This is a genomic window from Hoeflea ulvae, from assembly GCF_026619435.1.
In the GTDB taxonomy this organism is placed as follows: Bacteria; Pseudomonadota; Alphaproteobacteria; order Rhizobiales; family Rhizobiaceae; genus Hoeflea; species Hoeflea ulvae.
In genome coordinates this window covers 2117592-2133061 of record NZ_JAOVZQ010000001.1, presented here as the reverse complement: position 1 = coordinate 2133061, position 15470 = coordinate 2117592, and the positions used below count along the sequence as shown (strand labels likewise).

At 64.6% G+C, this 15470-nt stretch carries 11 protein-coding genes; 5 read left to right on the top strand and 6 right to left on the bottom strand.

Going from position 1 to position 15470, the window contains the following annotated elements:
* Nucleotides 1-11 precede the first annotated feature (11 nt).
* Both OEG82_RS09960 and OEG82_RS09955 read left to right on the top strand, forming a co-directional pair.
* Nucleotides 12-206, top strand: a complete 195-nt coding sequence (locus OEG82_RS09960; RefSeq protein ID WP_267612304.1) for a DUF4169 family protein — start codon at nt 12-14, stop codon at nt 204-206.
* 2 nt (nt 207-208) lie between these two features.
* Entirely contained in the window at nt 209-475 is a 267-nt protein-coding gene (locus OEG82_RS09955) for a ribbon-helix-helix domain-containing protein (protein ID WP_267612303.1), read from the top strand.
* Between the two features lie 38 nt (nt 476-513).
* Here the strand turns inward: OEG82_RS09955 and ligD are convergent, their stop codons facing one another.
* The 4 genes from ligD to OEG82_RS09935 form a co-directional block, all read right to left on the bottom strand.
* The gene (gene ligD, locus OEG82_RS09950; RefSeq protein ID WP_267612302.1) at nt 514-3030 is read right to left on the bottom strand and encodes a DNA ligase D; all 2517 of its coding nucleotides are present in this window, start codon (nt 3028-3030) and stop codon (nt 514-516) included.
* Nucleotides 3030-3926: a non-homologous end joining protein Ku gene (gene ku / locus OEG82_RS09945; RefSeq protein ID WP_267612301.1), complete on the bottom strand. Its 897-nt coding sequence runs from the start codon at nt 3924-3926 to the stop codon at nt 3030-3032. Before ku ends, ligD begins: the two co-directional genes overlap by 1 nt.
* A gap of 142 nt (nt 3927-4068) precedes the next feature.
* Nucleotides 4069-9132 carry an AsmA family protein gene (locus OEG82_RS09940; RefSeq protein ID WP_267614916.1) on the bottom strand — a complete coding sequence of 1688 codons (5064 nt, stop codon included), beginning with the start codon at nt 9130-9132 and terminating at the stop codon, nt 4069-4071.
* A 45-nt stretch (nt 9133-9177) separates the two neighbouring features.
* Nucleotides 9178-10587: an FAD-binding oxidoreductase gene (locus OEG82_RS09935; RefSeq protein ID WP_267612300.1), complete on the bottom strand. Its 1410-nt coding sequence runs from the start codon at nt 10585-10587 to the stop codon at nt 9178-9180.
* Nucleotides 10588-10827: 240 nt separating this feature from the next.
* Here OEG82_RS09935 and OEG82_RS09930 point away from each other — a divergent pair, with 240 nt between their 5' ends.
* The 3 genes from OEG82_RS09930 to OEG82_RS09920 all read left to right on the top strand — a co-directional run bounded on the left by OEG82_RS09930 (nt 10828) and on the right by OEG82_RS09920 (nt 13491).
* Nucleotides 10828-11325 (top strand): thioesterase family protein, encoded by a 498-nt coding sequence (locus OEG82_RS09930; protein WP_267612299.1) that lies wholly within the window; start codon nt 10828-10830, stop codon nt 11323-11325.
* 3 nt (nt 11326-11328) lie between these two features.
* Nucleotides 11329-12963, top strand: coding sequence for a chloride channel protein (locus OEG82_RS09925; RefSeq protein ID WP_267612298.1), 1635 nt, complete (start codon nt 11329-11331; stop codon nt 12961-12963).
* Nucleotides 12964-13074: 111 nt separating this feature from the next.
* On the top strand, nt 13075-13491 hold the full coding sequence (locus tag OEG82_RS09920; protein WP_267612297.1) for an MAPEG family protein: 417 nt from the start codon (nt 13075-13077) through the stop codon (nt 13489-13491).
* Between the two features lie 75 nt (nt 13492-13566).
* On the opposite strand, the gene OEG82_RS09915 is transcribed toward OEG82_RS09920, so the two are convergent.
* Nucleotides 13567-14973 carry a PepSY-associated TM helix domain-containing protein gene (locus tag OEG82_RS09915; RefSeq protein ID WP_267612296.1) on the bottom strand — a complete coding sequence of 469 codons (1407 nt, stop codon included), beginning with the start codon at nt 14971-14973 and terminating at the stop codon, nt 13567-13569.
* 37 nt (nt 14974-15010) lie between these two features.
* A complete protein-coding gene (locus tag OEG82_RS09910; RefSeq protein ID WP_267612295.1) occupies nt 15011-15388 on the bottom strand; it encodes a hypothetical protein in 378 nt (125 codons plus the stop codon).
* Nucleotides 15389-15470: the final 82 nt, after the last annotated feature.

Sequence of the window (15470 nt, the reverse complement as noted above, 5' to 3'; positions counted from 1 at the left end):
GGGCCGGTCGGATGAGCGGTGACGTCGTCAATCTGCGCATGGCCCGCAAACGGCGCGACCGCAGCATCAAGGAAGCCGATGCCGAGCGCAATCGGTTCGAGCATGGCCGCAGCAAGGCCGAGCGCGAGCTGGCCCGCGCCCGCAATGACAAGGCCACCCGCGAGCATGCGGCTTCGCGCCGCGACCCCGGCGACAGCGGCAGCTGAGCGTGGCGCCGCCCGAGCCCGGCGGACAGATCCGCAAACATTCCGTCAGCATTCGCGGCCACCGCACCAGCATTACCCTTGAAGACGCCTTCATGGATGGTCTCAGGCGCATGGCCGACGAGCGCGACATGGCGCTGGCAGCCCTGATTGCGGAGATCGACAGCGCCCATGACGGACCGGTCAACCTGTCCTCGGCAATCCGCGTGGCGGTGCTGGACTGGGCTTTGGGCCGGGCCGCACAGCCAGCGACAGCCCGGGACGCCGATTGAGAGGCATCCTGGGCAACGCGCCAAGCGCGGTTTCGGCATTACCCGGTGCGGGCGGTCTGCGTCGCAGTCTGGCAGTGGATCAGTGTTTCCAGCGATTCCACAACTTCCCGCGAGATCGACTGGCTTGCCGCCATGGCCTGCAACGGGCACTCCTGATCGAGCCGCTTGAGCGCCTTGGGCATATTGAACGAATTGGCGGAGGTGAGCTTGGCCAGTTGCGGCCAGGTGACCGGAATTGCCACCGGCGCGCCCTCGCGGGCACGCAGCGAATAGGGAGCGACCGCGGTCGCACCGCGCTCATTGCGCAGCCAGTCGATGAAGATCTTGCCCTTGCGCTTGGCCTTCGACATCGTCGCGACATAGCGGTCGGGATGGCGTTCGGCCAGATGGCTGGCGACGGTGCGGGCGAAGAAGGCCACCGTTTCCCATTCCGCGACGCGCCGCAACGGCACGATCACATGGACGCCCTTGCCACCGGTGACCATCGGCAGGCTGTCGAGGCCGATTTCGCAGAGCATTTTCCGCAGTTCCTTGGCTGCGGTCTTGACCTCCGAAAACCCCAGGCCCTCGTCGGGATCAAGATCGAAGACGAGGCGATCGGGTTTTTCCAGCAAATCCGTCCGGGATCCCCAGATGTGGAACTCGATCGAGCCCATCTGCGCCGCGGCGACAAAACCTTCCGGTTTCTCGATCACCATATAGGGCTCGGACTTGCCCGAGCTTTCGGTGATGTCGACGCTGCCGATGCCGTCCGGAAAGCCCTGGCCGGCATGTTTCTGGAAGAAGCAGTCGCCATCGGTTCCGTCCGGGCAGCGCAGCAGCGAGATCGGCCTGTCGCCGGCGTAGTCCAGCATCCGGTCCGCCGCCTTGGCGTAATAGCCGGCGACGTCGCCCTTGGTGTAGCCGGCCTCGGGAAACACCACCCGCTCGGGATGGCTGACCCGCACGCCGCGGAATGTCTGATCCTTGTCATTCGCTGCAACTGGTTTTTCGAGCTTGACCATGGAGGCCTCCTTGTCTTCGCGAACGCCGCGGAACACTCCGTGGCGGATACTGCCCTGATCGGTCAGTTCGGCGTAGTCGACCTCGACAACCAGATCAGGGGTGAGCCAATGCGCGGCCCGGGCAATGTCGGCGGGAACTTCATCAAATGGGCTGGTCTTGCGCGCGCGGCGGCGCATCAGTGAGGACAGCTTGTCGAGATCGCGCTCGCCAAGTCCGCCGCCGACGCGGCCGCGATAGCGCAGCACGCCGTTTTCCAGCGAGCCCACCAGCAGGGATGCAAAGGGCCGGCCCCTCGCTGTCGAGGGCGAATAGCCGCCGACAATGAATTCCTGGCGCAGGCCGGTTTTGATCTTGAGCCAGCTGCCACTTCGGCTGCCGGAATAGACACTGTTGCAGGCCTTGGAGATGATCCCCTCGCCGCCAGCCTTTTCGATCGCCTTGAAAACGTCCGGGCCCTGGCCGATCACATGTTCGGAATAACGGACAGGCGCGTCTGCCGGCTGTCCCGTCAGCAGCGCGGCCAGCGCTTCCTTGCGGTCGACCAGCGGGCGCTTGTCGAGTTTTTCGCCATCAAGCTCAAGCAGGTCGAAAGCCATGAAGACAACCGGCCTGCCCTGTTCCAGATCGCGCTGAAGCGCGGAGAAATCGGAGCCCTTGCTGTCGCTGGCAGAAACCACCTCGCCATCGATCAGGGCGTTGCGGCAGTCAAGTCTGGCAAAGGCCTCGTCCAGCCCGGCATAGCGATCGGTCCAGTCGAGGCCTGAGCGGGTGTAGAGCCTGACCCCGTTCTTGCCCAATGCCGCCAGGCAGCGGTAGCCATCGAACTTGGTCTCGTGCAGCCAGTCATCCCCCTCGGGCACCTGGTCGGTCAGCTTGGCAAGCTGCGGCTTGCGAAATTTGGGGGTAGCCAGGCTGAAGCCGGACTTGGCTTTTGCATTGCCGGGCTTCTTGGCCTTGGGTTTGGCAGCAGCCTTGCCGGCCGCGATGTCAGCCATGCTGCGGCCGGTGGTGACGCTGGTGTCATAGCGTTCGATGAGGCCGTCTTCGGTGTCCTCCTCGAGTGAATCGTGCTCCTTGATCAGCAGCCAGTTCTCGCGCTTTTCCTTGGTCTTCATGCGAACGAGCGTCCATTTGCCTTGCATTCTCTCGCCATGCAGAACGAATTTCAGTTTGCCGGACTTCAGTCCCGCGGCGAAATCGTCTTGCGGCTGCCACCAGCCCTGGTCCCAGAGCATCACCGTTCCGGCGCCATATTGTTTCGCCGGAATCGTGCCTTCGAAGCTGCCATAGTCGAGCGGGTGATCCTCGGTGCGGACCGCCAGACGCTTGACTGAGGGGTCGGCGCTCGGCCCCTTGGTGACAGCCCAGCTGAGCAGCACGCCGTCCCATTCCAGCCTGAAATCATAATGCAGCCGGCGCGCGTCATGCTTCTGGACGACAAAGGCCGGGCGGCTGGACGCCTTAGCCGGGCTGTCGCCGCTGGGCTCGGCGGTCTTGGTGAAATCGCGCTTGGCCGCATAGTCGGCGAGTTTTTTGGCTGACACCGCCATCAGGCAGACTTCTTCCTGGCCGGAGCCTTCTTGCTGCCGGTCGACTTGGATGAACGGGAAGAGGATTTCTTGTCCGATCCGGATGAGGGCTTGCCGCCCTCGGCCTTGGCGAGGCTCTGCTTCAGGGCCGCCATCAGATCGATCACATTGCCGCCGTCACCCTTTTCGCCGCTGCCGCCATCATCAGTTTGCACCCGCTTGGTCGACTTGCTCTTGGTCTTGCGGTCGATCAGATCCCGCAGTGCGGCGGTGTAATTGTCCTTGAAGGCATCGGCCTTGAAGGCGGCCGTCTTGCGCTTGATCAGCGACTTGGCGACATCGAGCAGATCCTCATCGGCGGTCTCGTCCTCGATCTCCGAAAACAACGGATCGGAATCGCGGATCTCGTCGGCATAATGCAGGGTTTCAAGCAGCAAGCCGTCACCACTGGGCTTGACCGCAGCAAGATACTCCTTGCCGCGCATGGTTACCTGCCCCAACCCGACCATCTTGGTTTCGCGCAGGGCGTCACGGACCACGCGATAGGCATCCTCGGCCAGATCGTCGGTGGGAACCAGGTAATAGGGCTTGTTGAAATAGAGCGGGGAAATCTCGCAGGCGTCGACAAACTGGACCAGTTCGAGGGTCTTCTTGGTCTCCAGCTTGATCTCATCGACATCGTCGGGATCGATCAGCAGATACTGATCCTTTTCGTATTCGAACCCCTTCATGATGTCGCCGGCATCGATCGGACCGACGCCGGGCACGGTCTTCTCGTAGCGAACGGGCTTGCCGGACGGTCCGTGGATCTGACGGAAACTGATGCGCGCACCGGTCTTGGTGGCGGAATACATTTCCACCGGAATTGAGACCAGGGACAATCGCAATTGCCCTTTCCAGATCGGTCGCGCTGCCATGTTTCACTCCCACTCCGTTGCCGGGTCTGGAAGTCCGCGGACACGCCCCCAATTATCCCGTCAATTTTTCAACGCCTGAAACCGGAATCGGTTCCATTCGAAAAATCTTCGGTTTTCAAGAAGGGGGCTGGGACGGGCGGCGTTACGGGTCGCCGGCTGCGAAATTGAAGAAGGCATAGGCGTGGTCAATGGGCGCGCCGCTGTCCTGCGCGGCCCGGGCCAGCTTGGGAAACACCGCGCTTGCCAGTTCGACTTCCTGCGGGGCTGCGGCGAGGAACTTCTCATTGCCGGACACCGCCAGGATCACCTGCATGTCGGATTTGCGTTCGCCCGTTTCCACCAGCTTGATCTCGAACACTGACTGAGCGCCGGACCGCTTGACGAACTGGTCGATCCGGTAACAGAAGCCGTCACTGTCGATCAGGTAGAAAATCGCGTCCGTACTGGGCGCACCAGTGAGCACGCCGCGCAGGGTTTCGCCGCTGGTGATGCGGTCATTGTCCAGCGCCAGAGCCAGTTCCGACCTGGCAGCCACATCAAACTGCGTGACAAAATCTGGCAGCGGGCACTGGGCGGCCGACAGCAACCGGGCCTGGAGATTGGGGACAATGTCAAAGGCCGAGGTGAAATCATTGTAGAAGGTCTCGAAGGACTCGACCTTGTCGCCCATGCCTACCATGGCGATGCCGTCAGATGTGTTCGACACCACCCGGACGTAGAAACACGGGTCGGCCTGATGGTCCTGGATCCACTGCTCGCGGTCGTCCCTGATCGCAGCCTGCTCATTCTGCCTTGTCACGGCCGCAGCCTCCAGCTGGGCAATTCTGGCCGCCTCTTCTGCGGCCTGCTGCTCGGCCGCCGCCGCGGCTTCGGCAGCCTGGCGTTCAGCCTCGGCTTCAAGGCGCGCTGCCTCCTCGGCAGCTTGCTGCTCGGCCGCCTGACGTTCCGCCGCTGCCCTTGCTTCTGCTTCCGCCCGGGCGGCGTCTTCGGCGGCCTGACGTTCGATGATGGCCTTGAGTTCGGCCGCATCTGCCGCGGCCTGCCGCTCGGCCTCGGCCTGCTTCTGTGCTGCTTCGGCGGCGGCCTGTCGCTCGGCTTCGGCGGCACGCTCGGCGGCTTCTGCGGCAGCCTGGCGCTCGGCTTCGGCAGCGCGTTCCGCGGCTTCCGCAGCAGCCTGTCGCTCGGCTTCGGCAGCACGCTCGGCGGCTTCTGCGGCAGCCTGGCGCTCGGCTTCGGCGGCGCGTTCGGCAGCTTCTGCAGCGGCCTGGCGTTCGGCCTCGGCCTGCAATTCCGCAAGACGGGCTTTTTCCGCCTGTTTCTCGGCCAGTTCCGCCGCCAGTTCCTCGGCCAGCCTTGCGGCTGCCGCAGCGGCCTCGGCCTCACGTGCCCGGCGGGCTTCCTCGGCAACGCGCCTGGCCTCTTCCGCCGCCCTCAGTGCCGCCGCCTTTTCCTCGGCGATGCGAACCCTTTCGGCTTCCTCCGCCGCCAGTCTCGCGGCTTCCGCTTCGGCCTTGCGGATCCGTTCGGCTTCCTCTTCCGCCAGCTTCCGGGCGGCTTCGGCGGCCTTGCGGGCTGCCTCGGCTTCTTCGTCTGCCCGCCTTTGCGCCTCGGCCTCGGCCAGACGCGCGGCCTCGGCGGCGCGTTCGGCCTCGGCCTCCTGCTGCAGCCGTTGCTCTTCAGCCAGACGCGCGGCTTCCTCGGCCTGCAGCGCCGCTGCCGCGTCAGCTTCGGCGCGTGCCTGTTCTGCGGCTTCACGCTGGGCGGCGCGTTCGGCCAGAAGCGCGATCTCGCGCCGCAGCCGCTGTTTCTCCACGACCCCTGCCTGCAAGAGTTCAACCTTGCGCCGCTCCCGTTCGAAATTCCGCATCGACAGGTAATTGGTCATCTGGCCGGCATCGATGGAGACGGCCGGATCCACCACGAGGCCGCCGATCCCGAACATCACCGACGGGTCGCCTCCAGCGATCGCCTCGACACCGGGCTCAAATGTCATCCGCCAGTTGGCCTCAAGATGAAGGTCGGTCAGGTCAACCCGTCCATCGCCGGCCAGGCTTGTCTCACCGTCCCTGATTTCGGCATTGGAAAAGCGCATCACCCCGCCGGTCAGGGTGAAGGGCAAGCGCAGCGACTGCGCCTCGATCTCACCGCCGCGCATCAGCCCGGCAATCATCCCGGTCACGGGAGCGGTCTCGATCTCGAACCCGTCACGGTCGGCGGCGCCGATGATGCGCGGGAAGGCATCGGGATCAGGGCCGGATATCACAAGGTCACTGGCTGCCAGTTCGCCGCCACCGGCCAACGAGGCGACCAGATCGCGGATCGATTTGCCGGTGCCTTCCAGGCTGACGCTGGCGCCGGCGCGACCGGCCAGGGTGGAGGTTCCGCGCACCGCCCGGTCCAGGGCTGCCAGATCCGCATCCGATGCGGTGATCCGTGCCGACATGAACACCGTTCCGTCGGTATTGGAGAGCGACAGCGTTCCACCCAGACGGCCGCCGAACCAGTCGGCCTCGGCCTCGTCGAGAACAATGGTTCCGCTGCCCGTGGTCAGATCTGCCGTCAGGTTTCGCGCGGTTCCGCCGCGCCCGAGATCAATCTCGCCCGCCTGCAATGAAAGTGTGAGTTCCGGTTGCCCGGAGGATGGCGGCGGGAAGCGGTCCTCGCTCCAGTCTGCGCCACCGGCGCTGCCCAGATGCGACCCCAGCGCCAGCTCGCCGAGCCAGCCGAGATCCACCCGGTCAAAGCGCAGCGCGCCGCTGCCGTTGAGGCCGGAAGCCGACCGGTCGAAGGCCAGTTCGCCGGAAAATCCGTTATCCTCGGCCTGGCCGGTGATTTCCGAAAGCAGCACCTGCTGCTCGTTCATGGCCAGAAGCGCCGACATCGAGACCGGCAAGCCGGCGCCCGCCTGCGGCAGGGATTGTCCGAGCATGATGACGAATGGCTCGATGTCGGCCACATCGATGTCGAGTTCGAACAGCCCTGTCGCTGCGTCTTTGGCGGGAATGGCGCCATTGCCCTTGAGCGCCAGCACCGACCCGCCCGACGTCATGGTTGCTTCAATGGCCAGATCGCCGTCATCGGCGCCGCCGGAGATGTTGACGCTGAGCACTGCAGGCCCCTCGCCTTCCAGCGGCAATGTCTCGATTCCGGCCTGCTCGAGAATGCGGTAGGCTTCCGCATTGTCCACGGACACGTCGATGGTGCGCGGACCGTCGCCATTCGGCATCAGCCCGGTGCCAGAGGCCCGGATCCGGACCGTGCTGCCGCCGGCGGTGCCGGTGACCGTGAGGTCCGGGCCGGTCTCGGGATCAAGTGCGAGGCTGATATCCGCCTCAAGCGCGTCGAAGGCAAAACTGTTGGCCGCGAGGCGATGAACGACCTGGTGGCCGCCGCTTGCCTCGCTGGCCAGATCGAACAAACCACCCGCCACCTCGGCGCTGACCTGGCCGGTGACGGTGCCGCGCGGATTTGCCACCGGTCCTTCCAGCACCCCGGAAAACAGCCCCGATGCGCCGCCGAAATCGGCAAATTTCAGGCTGTCGACGGTCAGGCGGCGGTCGCGCCACAGGAACGAGGTCTCGAAACCGTCGAGACTGTAGACGCCGGCGGTGAGCGTGTCCGCCCTGATCCGGGCCGCCAGATTGTAGTCCGTCAGCGGCCGCACCGACCCGGTCTCGCCGCCCGCAAGCAGCGCCAGCGCGCGAACCGCATCGACATCGAATGTGTCGCCGGAAAGCTCCACCGACAGCGATGGCACACCCGTTGCGGGGACCTCGCGCTCCAGCCGGCCGGTGAGAATGGCCGGACCGACCGCCACTTCCAGCGCCTCGAAGCGTTGCAGCGCCGGGGTCAGGCTGACATTGGCGGAAAATCCGGCGGCGCCGAGCCGGCGGATCACCGGATCGACCTCGCCGACAAGCCAGTTGGCCAGCCCCGATGGCTGGGTCGAGGCGACGGTCAGCGTGCCGTTGAAACTGGCGTCCTTGCCCGAGACCAGCCGGCCGCGGGCTTCGACGGTGGTGCGGCCGGGCAGATTGGCGGAAAATCCGTCGATCAGCCAGGCATTGCCATCGGGCCGGGCGTCGAGCGTGATTTCCCGCAAGGTCGTGTCGCCGGCCACGATCGCAGGCAGATTGAGCGACACTCGGCCCGGCAAGGGCGGCGGCGGCAGCCGGTCGATCAGCGTGTTGATCACCGCCAGCCGCTGCGCCGCGGGCACGGCCGCCGTGGCCTGGCCGGCCTCGGCAGCCTCCTCGCCAATGGTGTCCATGTTGATCTGCTGACCATCGGCGAGCAGCAGGAATTCGGGATTGGGGCCGGTGTCGACCGTGGCCTGGCCGGTGACCACATAGGGATCGACCGACAGGCCGATCTCGGCGCGCCATTCCTGGATCGTCAGGCGCTCATTGGTGGCGGCGAAATCGCCCTTGGCGACGATCAGCGGCCGTTCCGAGGCGGTGCCATCCGCCTCGGCCTCGGACAGGGCGGTGAAGGTGAACAGGCCATCATAATGCGGCTTGTCGCCCTCGATCCGGGCCTCGCCCTCGGTCTCGAGCAGCACAGGCCAGCTGTCGGGCGACAGGCGCGCGCGCATGCGGATGGCGCCATTGGCCTGGGCTATGCCGGTGGAAATCGACACGCCGCCGCGGTGGCCGCCGATCTCGCCTTCGGCCTCGATCGCCCAGGGTCCCGACAGCGACTTGGCCGAAACCAGCGCATTGACGTTCTCGATGGAATGGGTGCGTCCGTTCTGCTCGTCGATGATGGTGATATCGGCATTCTGGATGGTGACATGTTCGAGCACCACCAGGTCGCCCGGCGGGGTCGGCTTGCGCTTGAGCGCCCAATCGAGCGTGCCGTCCTCGAGAATACGCACTTTTGCGCTGGGGGCTTCGACGCGCATATCGAAGATCAGCACTTCACCGCTCAGGAACGGCGCCAGTTCGGCATCCATCGAAAACCTGCTGATGGTCATCGCCGGGTCGGCCTCGTCGCCGACGGTGACATCGGAGAAAGTGACGGAGGGGAACGGCAACAGCCGCGCGTCGGCTTCGCCGCGCACCTTGACCGGCTGGCCGATGATGCGGCCGGCCTCGGTTTCAAAGGCAGTCCGGTAGCTGCTCCAGTCGATAAAATAGGGAGCGATCAGCGCTGCAAACAGCGCCAACACCAGCAATCCACCAAGACCGACAAATACACGAACCAGCTTCTTAATCCTCCGTCACGGTCCATTAGACCGCTTGATTGCGTCTTAGTCGTTGAATGAAAAGATCTTGCCCGGGTTCATGATGTTCATTGGATCAAGCGCCTGCTTGATCTGCCGCATCACGGACACGCCCTCACCCATTTCGAGGGGGAGATAACGCCGCTTGCCCTGTCCTATACCATGCTCGCCGGTGCAGGTTCCATCCATCGCCAGCGCGCGCGTGTTGAGCCGCCCAACAAAGGCTTCCGCCGCCGCCACTTCCGCTGGGATATCCGTGTCGATGAGCACCAGAACATGGAAATTGCCGTCGCCGGCATGGCCGACGATCGGGGCGATGAGCCCGGAGGCGGCGATGTCTTCCTGGGTCTCGACCACGCATTCGGCCAGCCGCGAAATCGGTACGCAGACATCGGTGGACAGCCCCTTGGCGCCCGGCCGGAGCTGCAGCGACGCCCAATAGGCGTTGTGGCGGGCTTTCCACAATTCGGTGCGGCGCTCGGGATTGGTGGTCCACAGAAACTCGCCGCCGCCGCACTCGGCAGCGATTTCGGCAAACAGCGAGGCCTGTTCGGCAACGCCCGCCTCGGTGCCGTGAAATTCCAGAAACAGCGACGGGCTTTCGGGATTGGAGAGGTTGGAATAGGCGTTGCAGGCCTTCATCTGAAGCGCGTCAAGCAGCTCTATGCGGGCCACCGGGATGCCCATCTGGATGGTCATGATCACGGCGTTGCAGGCGGCCTCGACGCTGGGAAACGGGCAGACGCCGCCGGAGATCGCCTGCGGTATGCCCTGCAGTTTCAGCGTCACCGAGGTGAGAACGCCAAGCGTGCCTTCGGAGCCGACGAAGAGCCGGGTGAGATCATAGCCGGCGGAGGATTTGCGGGCGCGGCGGGCGGTGCGGATTTCCTCGCCGGCGGCGGTCACGGCGGTCACCGCCATGACATTTTCGCGCATCGTGCCATAGCGCACCGCATTGGTGCCCGAGGCGCGGGTGGCGGTCATGCCGCCGATCGAGGCATTGGCGCCGGGATCAATCGGAAAGAACAGGCCGGTGTCGCGCAAATGGGTGTTCAACTGCTCGCGGGTGACGCCGGGCTCGACGGTGCAGTCGAGATCCTCGGCATTGACCTCGAGCACCTTGTCGAGCCGCGCCATGTCGATGGAAATGCCGCCAAGCGGCGCGTTGACATGGCCCTCGAGCGAACTGCCGGTGCCGAACGGAATGACCGGCACCCGGTGATCGGCGCAGGCGCGGACGATCGTCTTGATCTCATCGGTGGAATTGGGAAAGATCACTGCGTCGGGCAATTGTCCGGCAATATAGGTGGTGGTGTGGGCATGCTGGGCCCGCAGGGTCTCGCCGGTCTGCACCTGGTCGCCGAACCTCTGCCGCAGCACGCCGATCACGGCGGCGATGCCCTCTTCGTTGCGAAGGCCGGTGTCGACGTCACTCATTCCATTTTCTCCCGTCAGCGGTTTGGGCCGCAATCTGCGTCCGATGCTTGCCGCATCAGTTTGTTGAGGTAATGTGCAAACTGCGGCGCACTTGTCCAGTGCAGGCAGGGCCGCAGACATGCTTTCCAGCGCCCTGCGTCGCAAATGATGCACAAAAACCGCTGTAACGCATTCAGACGTCGAATGATTTCCCGATTGTCGAGGCGATGGGGAGACCAGTGCAACCGAGAAGGAGACGCCATGTTGTTTGATGCTCCGGTGATCGCGCCCGCGCGCGGACTGGATCCGGCATGGCTGGATTACAACGGCCATCTCAACATGGCCTATTACAATGTCGTGTTCGACAAGGCGGTGGATCATGCCTTCGAGCTGCTCGGTTGCGGGGCGGGTTACCTGGCGGCGCGGAGCATGAGCTTCTTCACCGCCGAATCGCATGTGTGCTATCTGCGCGAACTCAAGCGCGATGCGCTTGTCACCGCCAGCGTGCAGATCCTCGATTTCGACGCCAAGCGGGTGCATCTGTTTCAGGAGCTCCGCCATGTCGACGGCTGGCTTTCGGCGACGTCGGAAACGCTGGCGCTGCATATCGACATGAAGGGCCCGAAAGTGGCGCCGATGCCCGATGACATCCTTGCCAAGGTCAGCCAGATGGCAAGCGCCCATGATGCGTTGCCGCGGCCGGTGCAGGCCGGCCGGTCGATCGGCATCAAGCGCGCCCAACCGGGCGGGACTGACTGATTCATGCTGGAAATCCTCCGTGCCCTGCCCAGCCTCATCCGCCAATGGGTGACCCCCAATATCCGTGCCTATCTCGACAGCCGCCAGCCCACCATCTGGGTTCTGTCGCTGTTTGTCGGCCTGTCGGTGGCGGGCGCCGCCATCTGTTTCCGGCTGCTGATCGGCGTGGCGCAGCTTTACTGGCTCGGCGACACCACCGAACAGGTGCTCACCGTGGCCCGCTACACGCCGTGGTACATGATCCTGGCCGGGCCGTTGCTCGGCGGCGTAGTCGTCGGCATCATGATCACCCGCTTTCTGCCGGCACGGCGCACCGCCGGCGTCGCCGATGTGATCGAGGCGCGGGCGATGACCGGCCGCCGGCTGGGGCTGCGGGAAGGCATCATCGGCTCGCTGACCACCGCATTTTCGCTGGGCGCGGGCGCAAGCGCAGGCCGCGAAGGCCCGGTCATTCATCTGGGCGCGACACTGGCAAGTGCGGTCGGGCACCGGTTTTCACTGCCGGGCTGGTCGCACCGCACCCTGCTTGCCGCAGGAGTCGCCTCAGCGATCTCGGCGAGCTTCAACGCACCGATTGCCGGCGTGCTGTTTGCCCATGAGGTCATTCTCGGCCATTACGCCATGCGGGCTTTCGTGCCGATCGTGATCTCGTCCTCGGTCGGCGCCATCGTCTCGCGGGCCTGGTTCGGCGACACCGCGTCCTTCATCGTGCCGCAATACCAGATCACCTCCTATTTCGAATTCCCGGCCTTCGTGCTGCTGGGCGTCACCTGTGCCTTCGTCGCGGTGATGTTCCAGTTCGTGCTGTTTGCCGCAGATTTTCTGGCAAGGCGCTCACCGGTCCCGATCTGGGCGCTGCCGATCGGCGGCGGGCTGATTGTCGGCCTGATGGGCATCGCATTCCCGCAGATTCTCGGCGTCGGCTACGAGACCACCGACCTGGCGCTGTGGGGACAATTGCCGCTGGCGCTGATGATGACGCTGATCGTGATGAAGACCTTGGCCACCGCGATCACGCTGGCGGCGCGGTTCGGCGGCGGCATCTTCTCGCCCGCGCTCTATCTCGGCGCCATGACCGGCGGAGCTTTCGGCATCATCGCGGCGAGCGTGTTTCCGGAAATGGCCTCCAGCCAGGCGCTCTATTCGATCCTCGGCATGGGTGCTGTGGCGGGCGCTGTGCTGGGCGCGCCGATCTCGACCACGGTGATCGTGTTCGAGCTGACCGGCGGCTATGCACTGTCGATTGCGCTGCTGCTGACAGTGGCCATTGCGCATGGCATCACACAGGCGCTGCATGGGCATTCCTATTTCCAGTGGCAACTGGAAATGCGCGGTCTCTTCGTCAAGGACGGGCCGCACCGCTCGGTGTTGCGCAATGTGCGGGTGATGGATTTCATGAAACTGCCCGGGGATGACGCCGAGCCGGAATTTCTCGATCCCGACCTCACCACTCCGACGCTGAAGCCGACCGACACGCTGGAAGCGGCGCTGCGCACCTTCGACAGCGGCGGCCACACCCGGCTGCCGGTGGTGAGCGATGCCGAGACCGGAAAGATCGTCGGCTGGGCCGAGCAGGTCGAGGCGCTGAGCCATTTCAACCGCCGCCTGATTGCCGCGAGCGAGGAAGAACACCGCTGAATCTGCACAGCCTGACCGTGCCTGCGCGCGTAAAACCGCTTGTGCCCGCCACCGCCGCTGCTACAGCATCGTGCATGACTTGAACGCACACCGATTTGATGGAGACCAACAATGCAAGCCTTGACACCAGTCCTCGCCGCCGTGGGAATTTATGCGGCGCTGAACATGGCGGTGCTGATCTGGATCAGCGTCGAGACCGGACGCCTGCGCGGCAAGCACAAGGTCTCGATCGGCGATGGCGGCGTCAAGCATCTCACCCGCATCATGCGCGGCCATGCCAATGCGGTGGAGAACATGCCGATGTTTTTCGTACTGCTGCTGGTCGCCGCACTTCTGGGCATGCCGCTGATGGCGGCGCATGTGCTGGGCGCCGGCTTCACCATCGGCCGCGCCCTGCATGCCTGGCACTTCATCCAGGAAGACGCACCGGGCTGGCAGCGCGGCGGCGGCTTCACCCTGTCGTTCCTGGCACAAGCCGTGCTGCTGGTCGGCCTTTTCGGCCATGGCGTCTGGACCATGATCGGCTGACCGGGCCGACCCATGCATGCCGAAATTTCAAGGCCGCGCTGTTGCAAGCGCGGCCTTTTGTTTGCGGTGCCGGGCTCAGGAGAGAACGCGCTTGAGGCCTGGAATGCGGGAAATCACCAGCAGGTCCAGGGCCATCACGGTGAGCAGGGTGAGCCCGGCCATAGGAAAGGCCATAGAGACGGCCAGCGCCACCAGGGTGGCGCCCGGCCACAGCGGCATGTTGCGCGGCATAGGCGGCGCAAAGAGGCGCAAGCCCCCTGCCCGTCGCTTCCACCACATCACCACGCCGCTTGCGCACAGGAACAGCACGGACAGGCAGACAGCCGTGTTGGCCAGCACGCTCCACAGGCCCATGGTGCCCATGTGGAGCGCAACGCCGACCGCCATGGCCTTGCCGGCCCAGGAGTAATCCTCAAAACGGACATCGGCGAGGATATTGCCGGTGTAGCGGTCGACATGCACCGTGCGGTCCGACATCGGATCGGGACTGTCGGTGCTCATCGAATCGCGGCTGAAAGTGTAAACCCCGGCATCACCGGCGGGCACATTCATCTGGTAGCGGCCGGCAAAGCCGATCCGGCGCGCCAGGGCGTCCATGCTGTCGATGCTGATCGGCGCGCCCGCCGCCATGACCCGCGTACCGACCTGGCTGCCCGAAGCCGGCATCGGCGTCTGCTCCAGCGCCCAGGGCACTTCCCTGGCGCCATGGTTCATGCTGGCATGGGTTTCGTCCGACAGGGGCACATTGTCCCATTTTTCCGCCGGGAACTGGCTCCAGGCCTGCACCATCTTCTCGCCCCAGACACCGGACCAGGACAGGCCGGAGATCAGGAAGAACACCAGAAACAGCGACAGCCAGCCCCCGACGACGCCATGCAGCGATCGCCACATCGCCCTGCCGCCGCGGGCAACCGACGGGATCAGCGCCGAGCGCCAGCCATGGTCGCGCGGCCACCACATGTAGAGCCCGGTGGCAATCAGCACCATACCGAGCGAGGCGGCGATCTCGATCATCCGGTCGCCGGTGACGCCCAGCATCAGCTCGCTGTGGAGATTGTCGAAGAAATCATACCAGCCGCTGCGGCGCGGAAATTCGGCCAGCACCGTTGCTGTGTAGGGATCAACGACAACCATCGTCGCGGTATCGCCGAGATCGACGCGAAAGATCGCCGCCAGGTCCGCGGCGCGCGGCGCGACATATTGCCGGAGCGTGCCGCCGGGAATGGCTGCCAGCGCCGCATCGGCCTGCGCCGAGACAGGCTGCGCCAGCTCCTGTTGCACCACGGCGATGCGCTCGCCGTCGCGGCCGTCGATATAGGCGATCCAGGCCATGGCCATGCCGGTAACAGCAAGCATCATGAAGAAGGGAATGACATAGAGCCCGGCATAGAAATGCCAGCGCCACGCCGCGAGATAGAACTTGCTGGTGCTGACGGACGCAGTGTCCTGCGCCGGCACACCGGTCGAATCAATGGAGACCATCAGTCTCTCCTCTGACAAAAATCTGGAAATTTTCGGTTCAGACGAAGAGAGGCGGCGCCCTGGCATCGTTGCCGGCGTTGCGCCTTTGCGAGCGCAGCAGGGTCTTTTCAAAGGCAAAGTTTTCGAAATGGCCGAGCGCCAGCGGCTCGGCCGCCAGGCCCGCGGCCGACAGCATTGCCGCGTGGATCTGCGCCGACCACTCGCAGGGCGCATGCGCCGGCTTGTCGTCCCGGTCGTCATCACCGCCGACGGAGACCGTCTCGACACCATTGCCGGTGCAGATGACGATCTCCATGCCATCAGCGGAAAATCGCGGCATGGTGTGGACCGAGAAGAACGAGAACAGCAGGACCGGCACGAACAGGGCCGCAACGACCAGTCGTTTCACATCCAGCGCTCCGAGCGTTCTCATCATGGCAAAATGCCTACAGAACACGCGGCATTAAATACAGCGGATTCTTGCCCGGTTTCAGTGTTTTACACCTCTCCGGACGGAC

What these genes read in the sequence shown, in the direction of transcription:
- OEG82_RS09960 (WP_267612304.1), top strand. Translation starts at nt 12, where the DNA reads ATGAGCGGTGACGTCGTCAATCTGCGCATGGCCCGCAAACGGCGCGAC.
- ligD (WP_267612302.1), bottom strand. Translation starts at nt 3,030, where the DNA reads ATGGCGGTGTCAGCCAAAAAACTCGCCGACTATGCGGCCAAGCGCGAT.
- ku (WP_267612301.1), bottom strand. Translation starts at nt 3,926, where the DNA reads ATGGCAGCGCGACCGATCTGGAAAGGGCAATTGCGATTGTCCCTGGTC.
- OEG82_RS09935 (WP_267612300.1), bottom strand. Translation starts at nt 10,587, where the DNA reads ATGAGTGACGTCGACACCGGCCTTCGCAACGAAGAGGGCATCGCCGCC.
- OEG82_RS09930 (WP_267612299.1), top strand. Translation starts at nt 10,828, where the DNA reads ATGTTGTTTGATGCTCCGGTGATCGCGCCCGCGCGCGGACTGGATCCG.
- OEG82_RS09925 (WP_267612298.1), top strand. Translation starts at nt 11,329, where the DNA reads ATGCTGGAAATCCTCCGTGCCCTGCCCAGCCTCATCCGCCAATGGGTG.
- OEG82_RS09920 (WP_267612297.1), top strand. Translation starts at nt 13,075, where the DNA reads ATGCAAGCCTTGACACCAGTCCTCGCCGCCGTGGGAATTTATGCGGCG.
- OEG82_RS09915 (WP_267612296.1), bottom strand. Translation starts at nt 14,973, where the DNA reads ATGGTCTCCATTGATTCGACCGGTGTGCCGGCGCAGGACACTGCGTCC.
- OEG82_RS09910 (WP_267612295.1), bottom strand. Translation starts at nt 15,388, where the DNA reads ATGATGAGAACGCTCGGAGCGCTGGATGTGAAACGACTGGTCGTTGCG.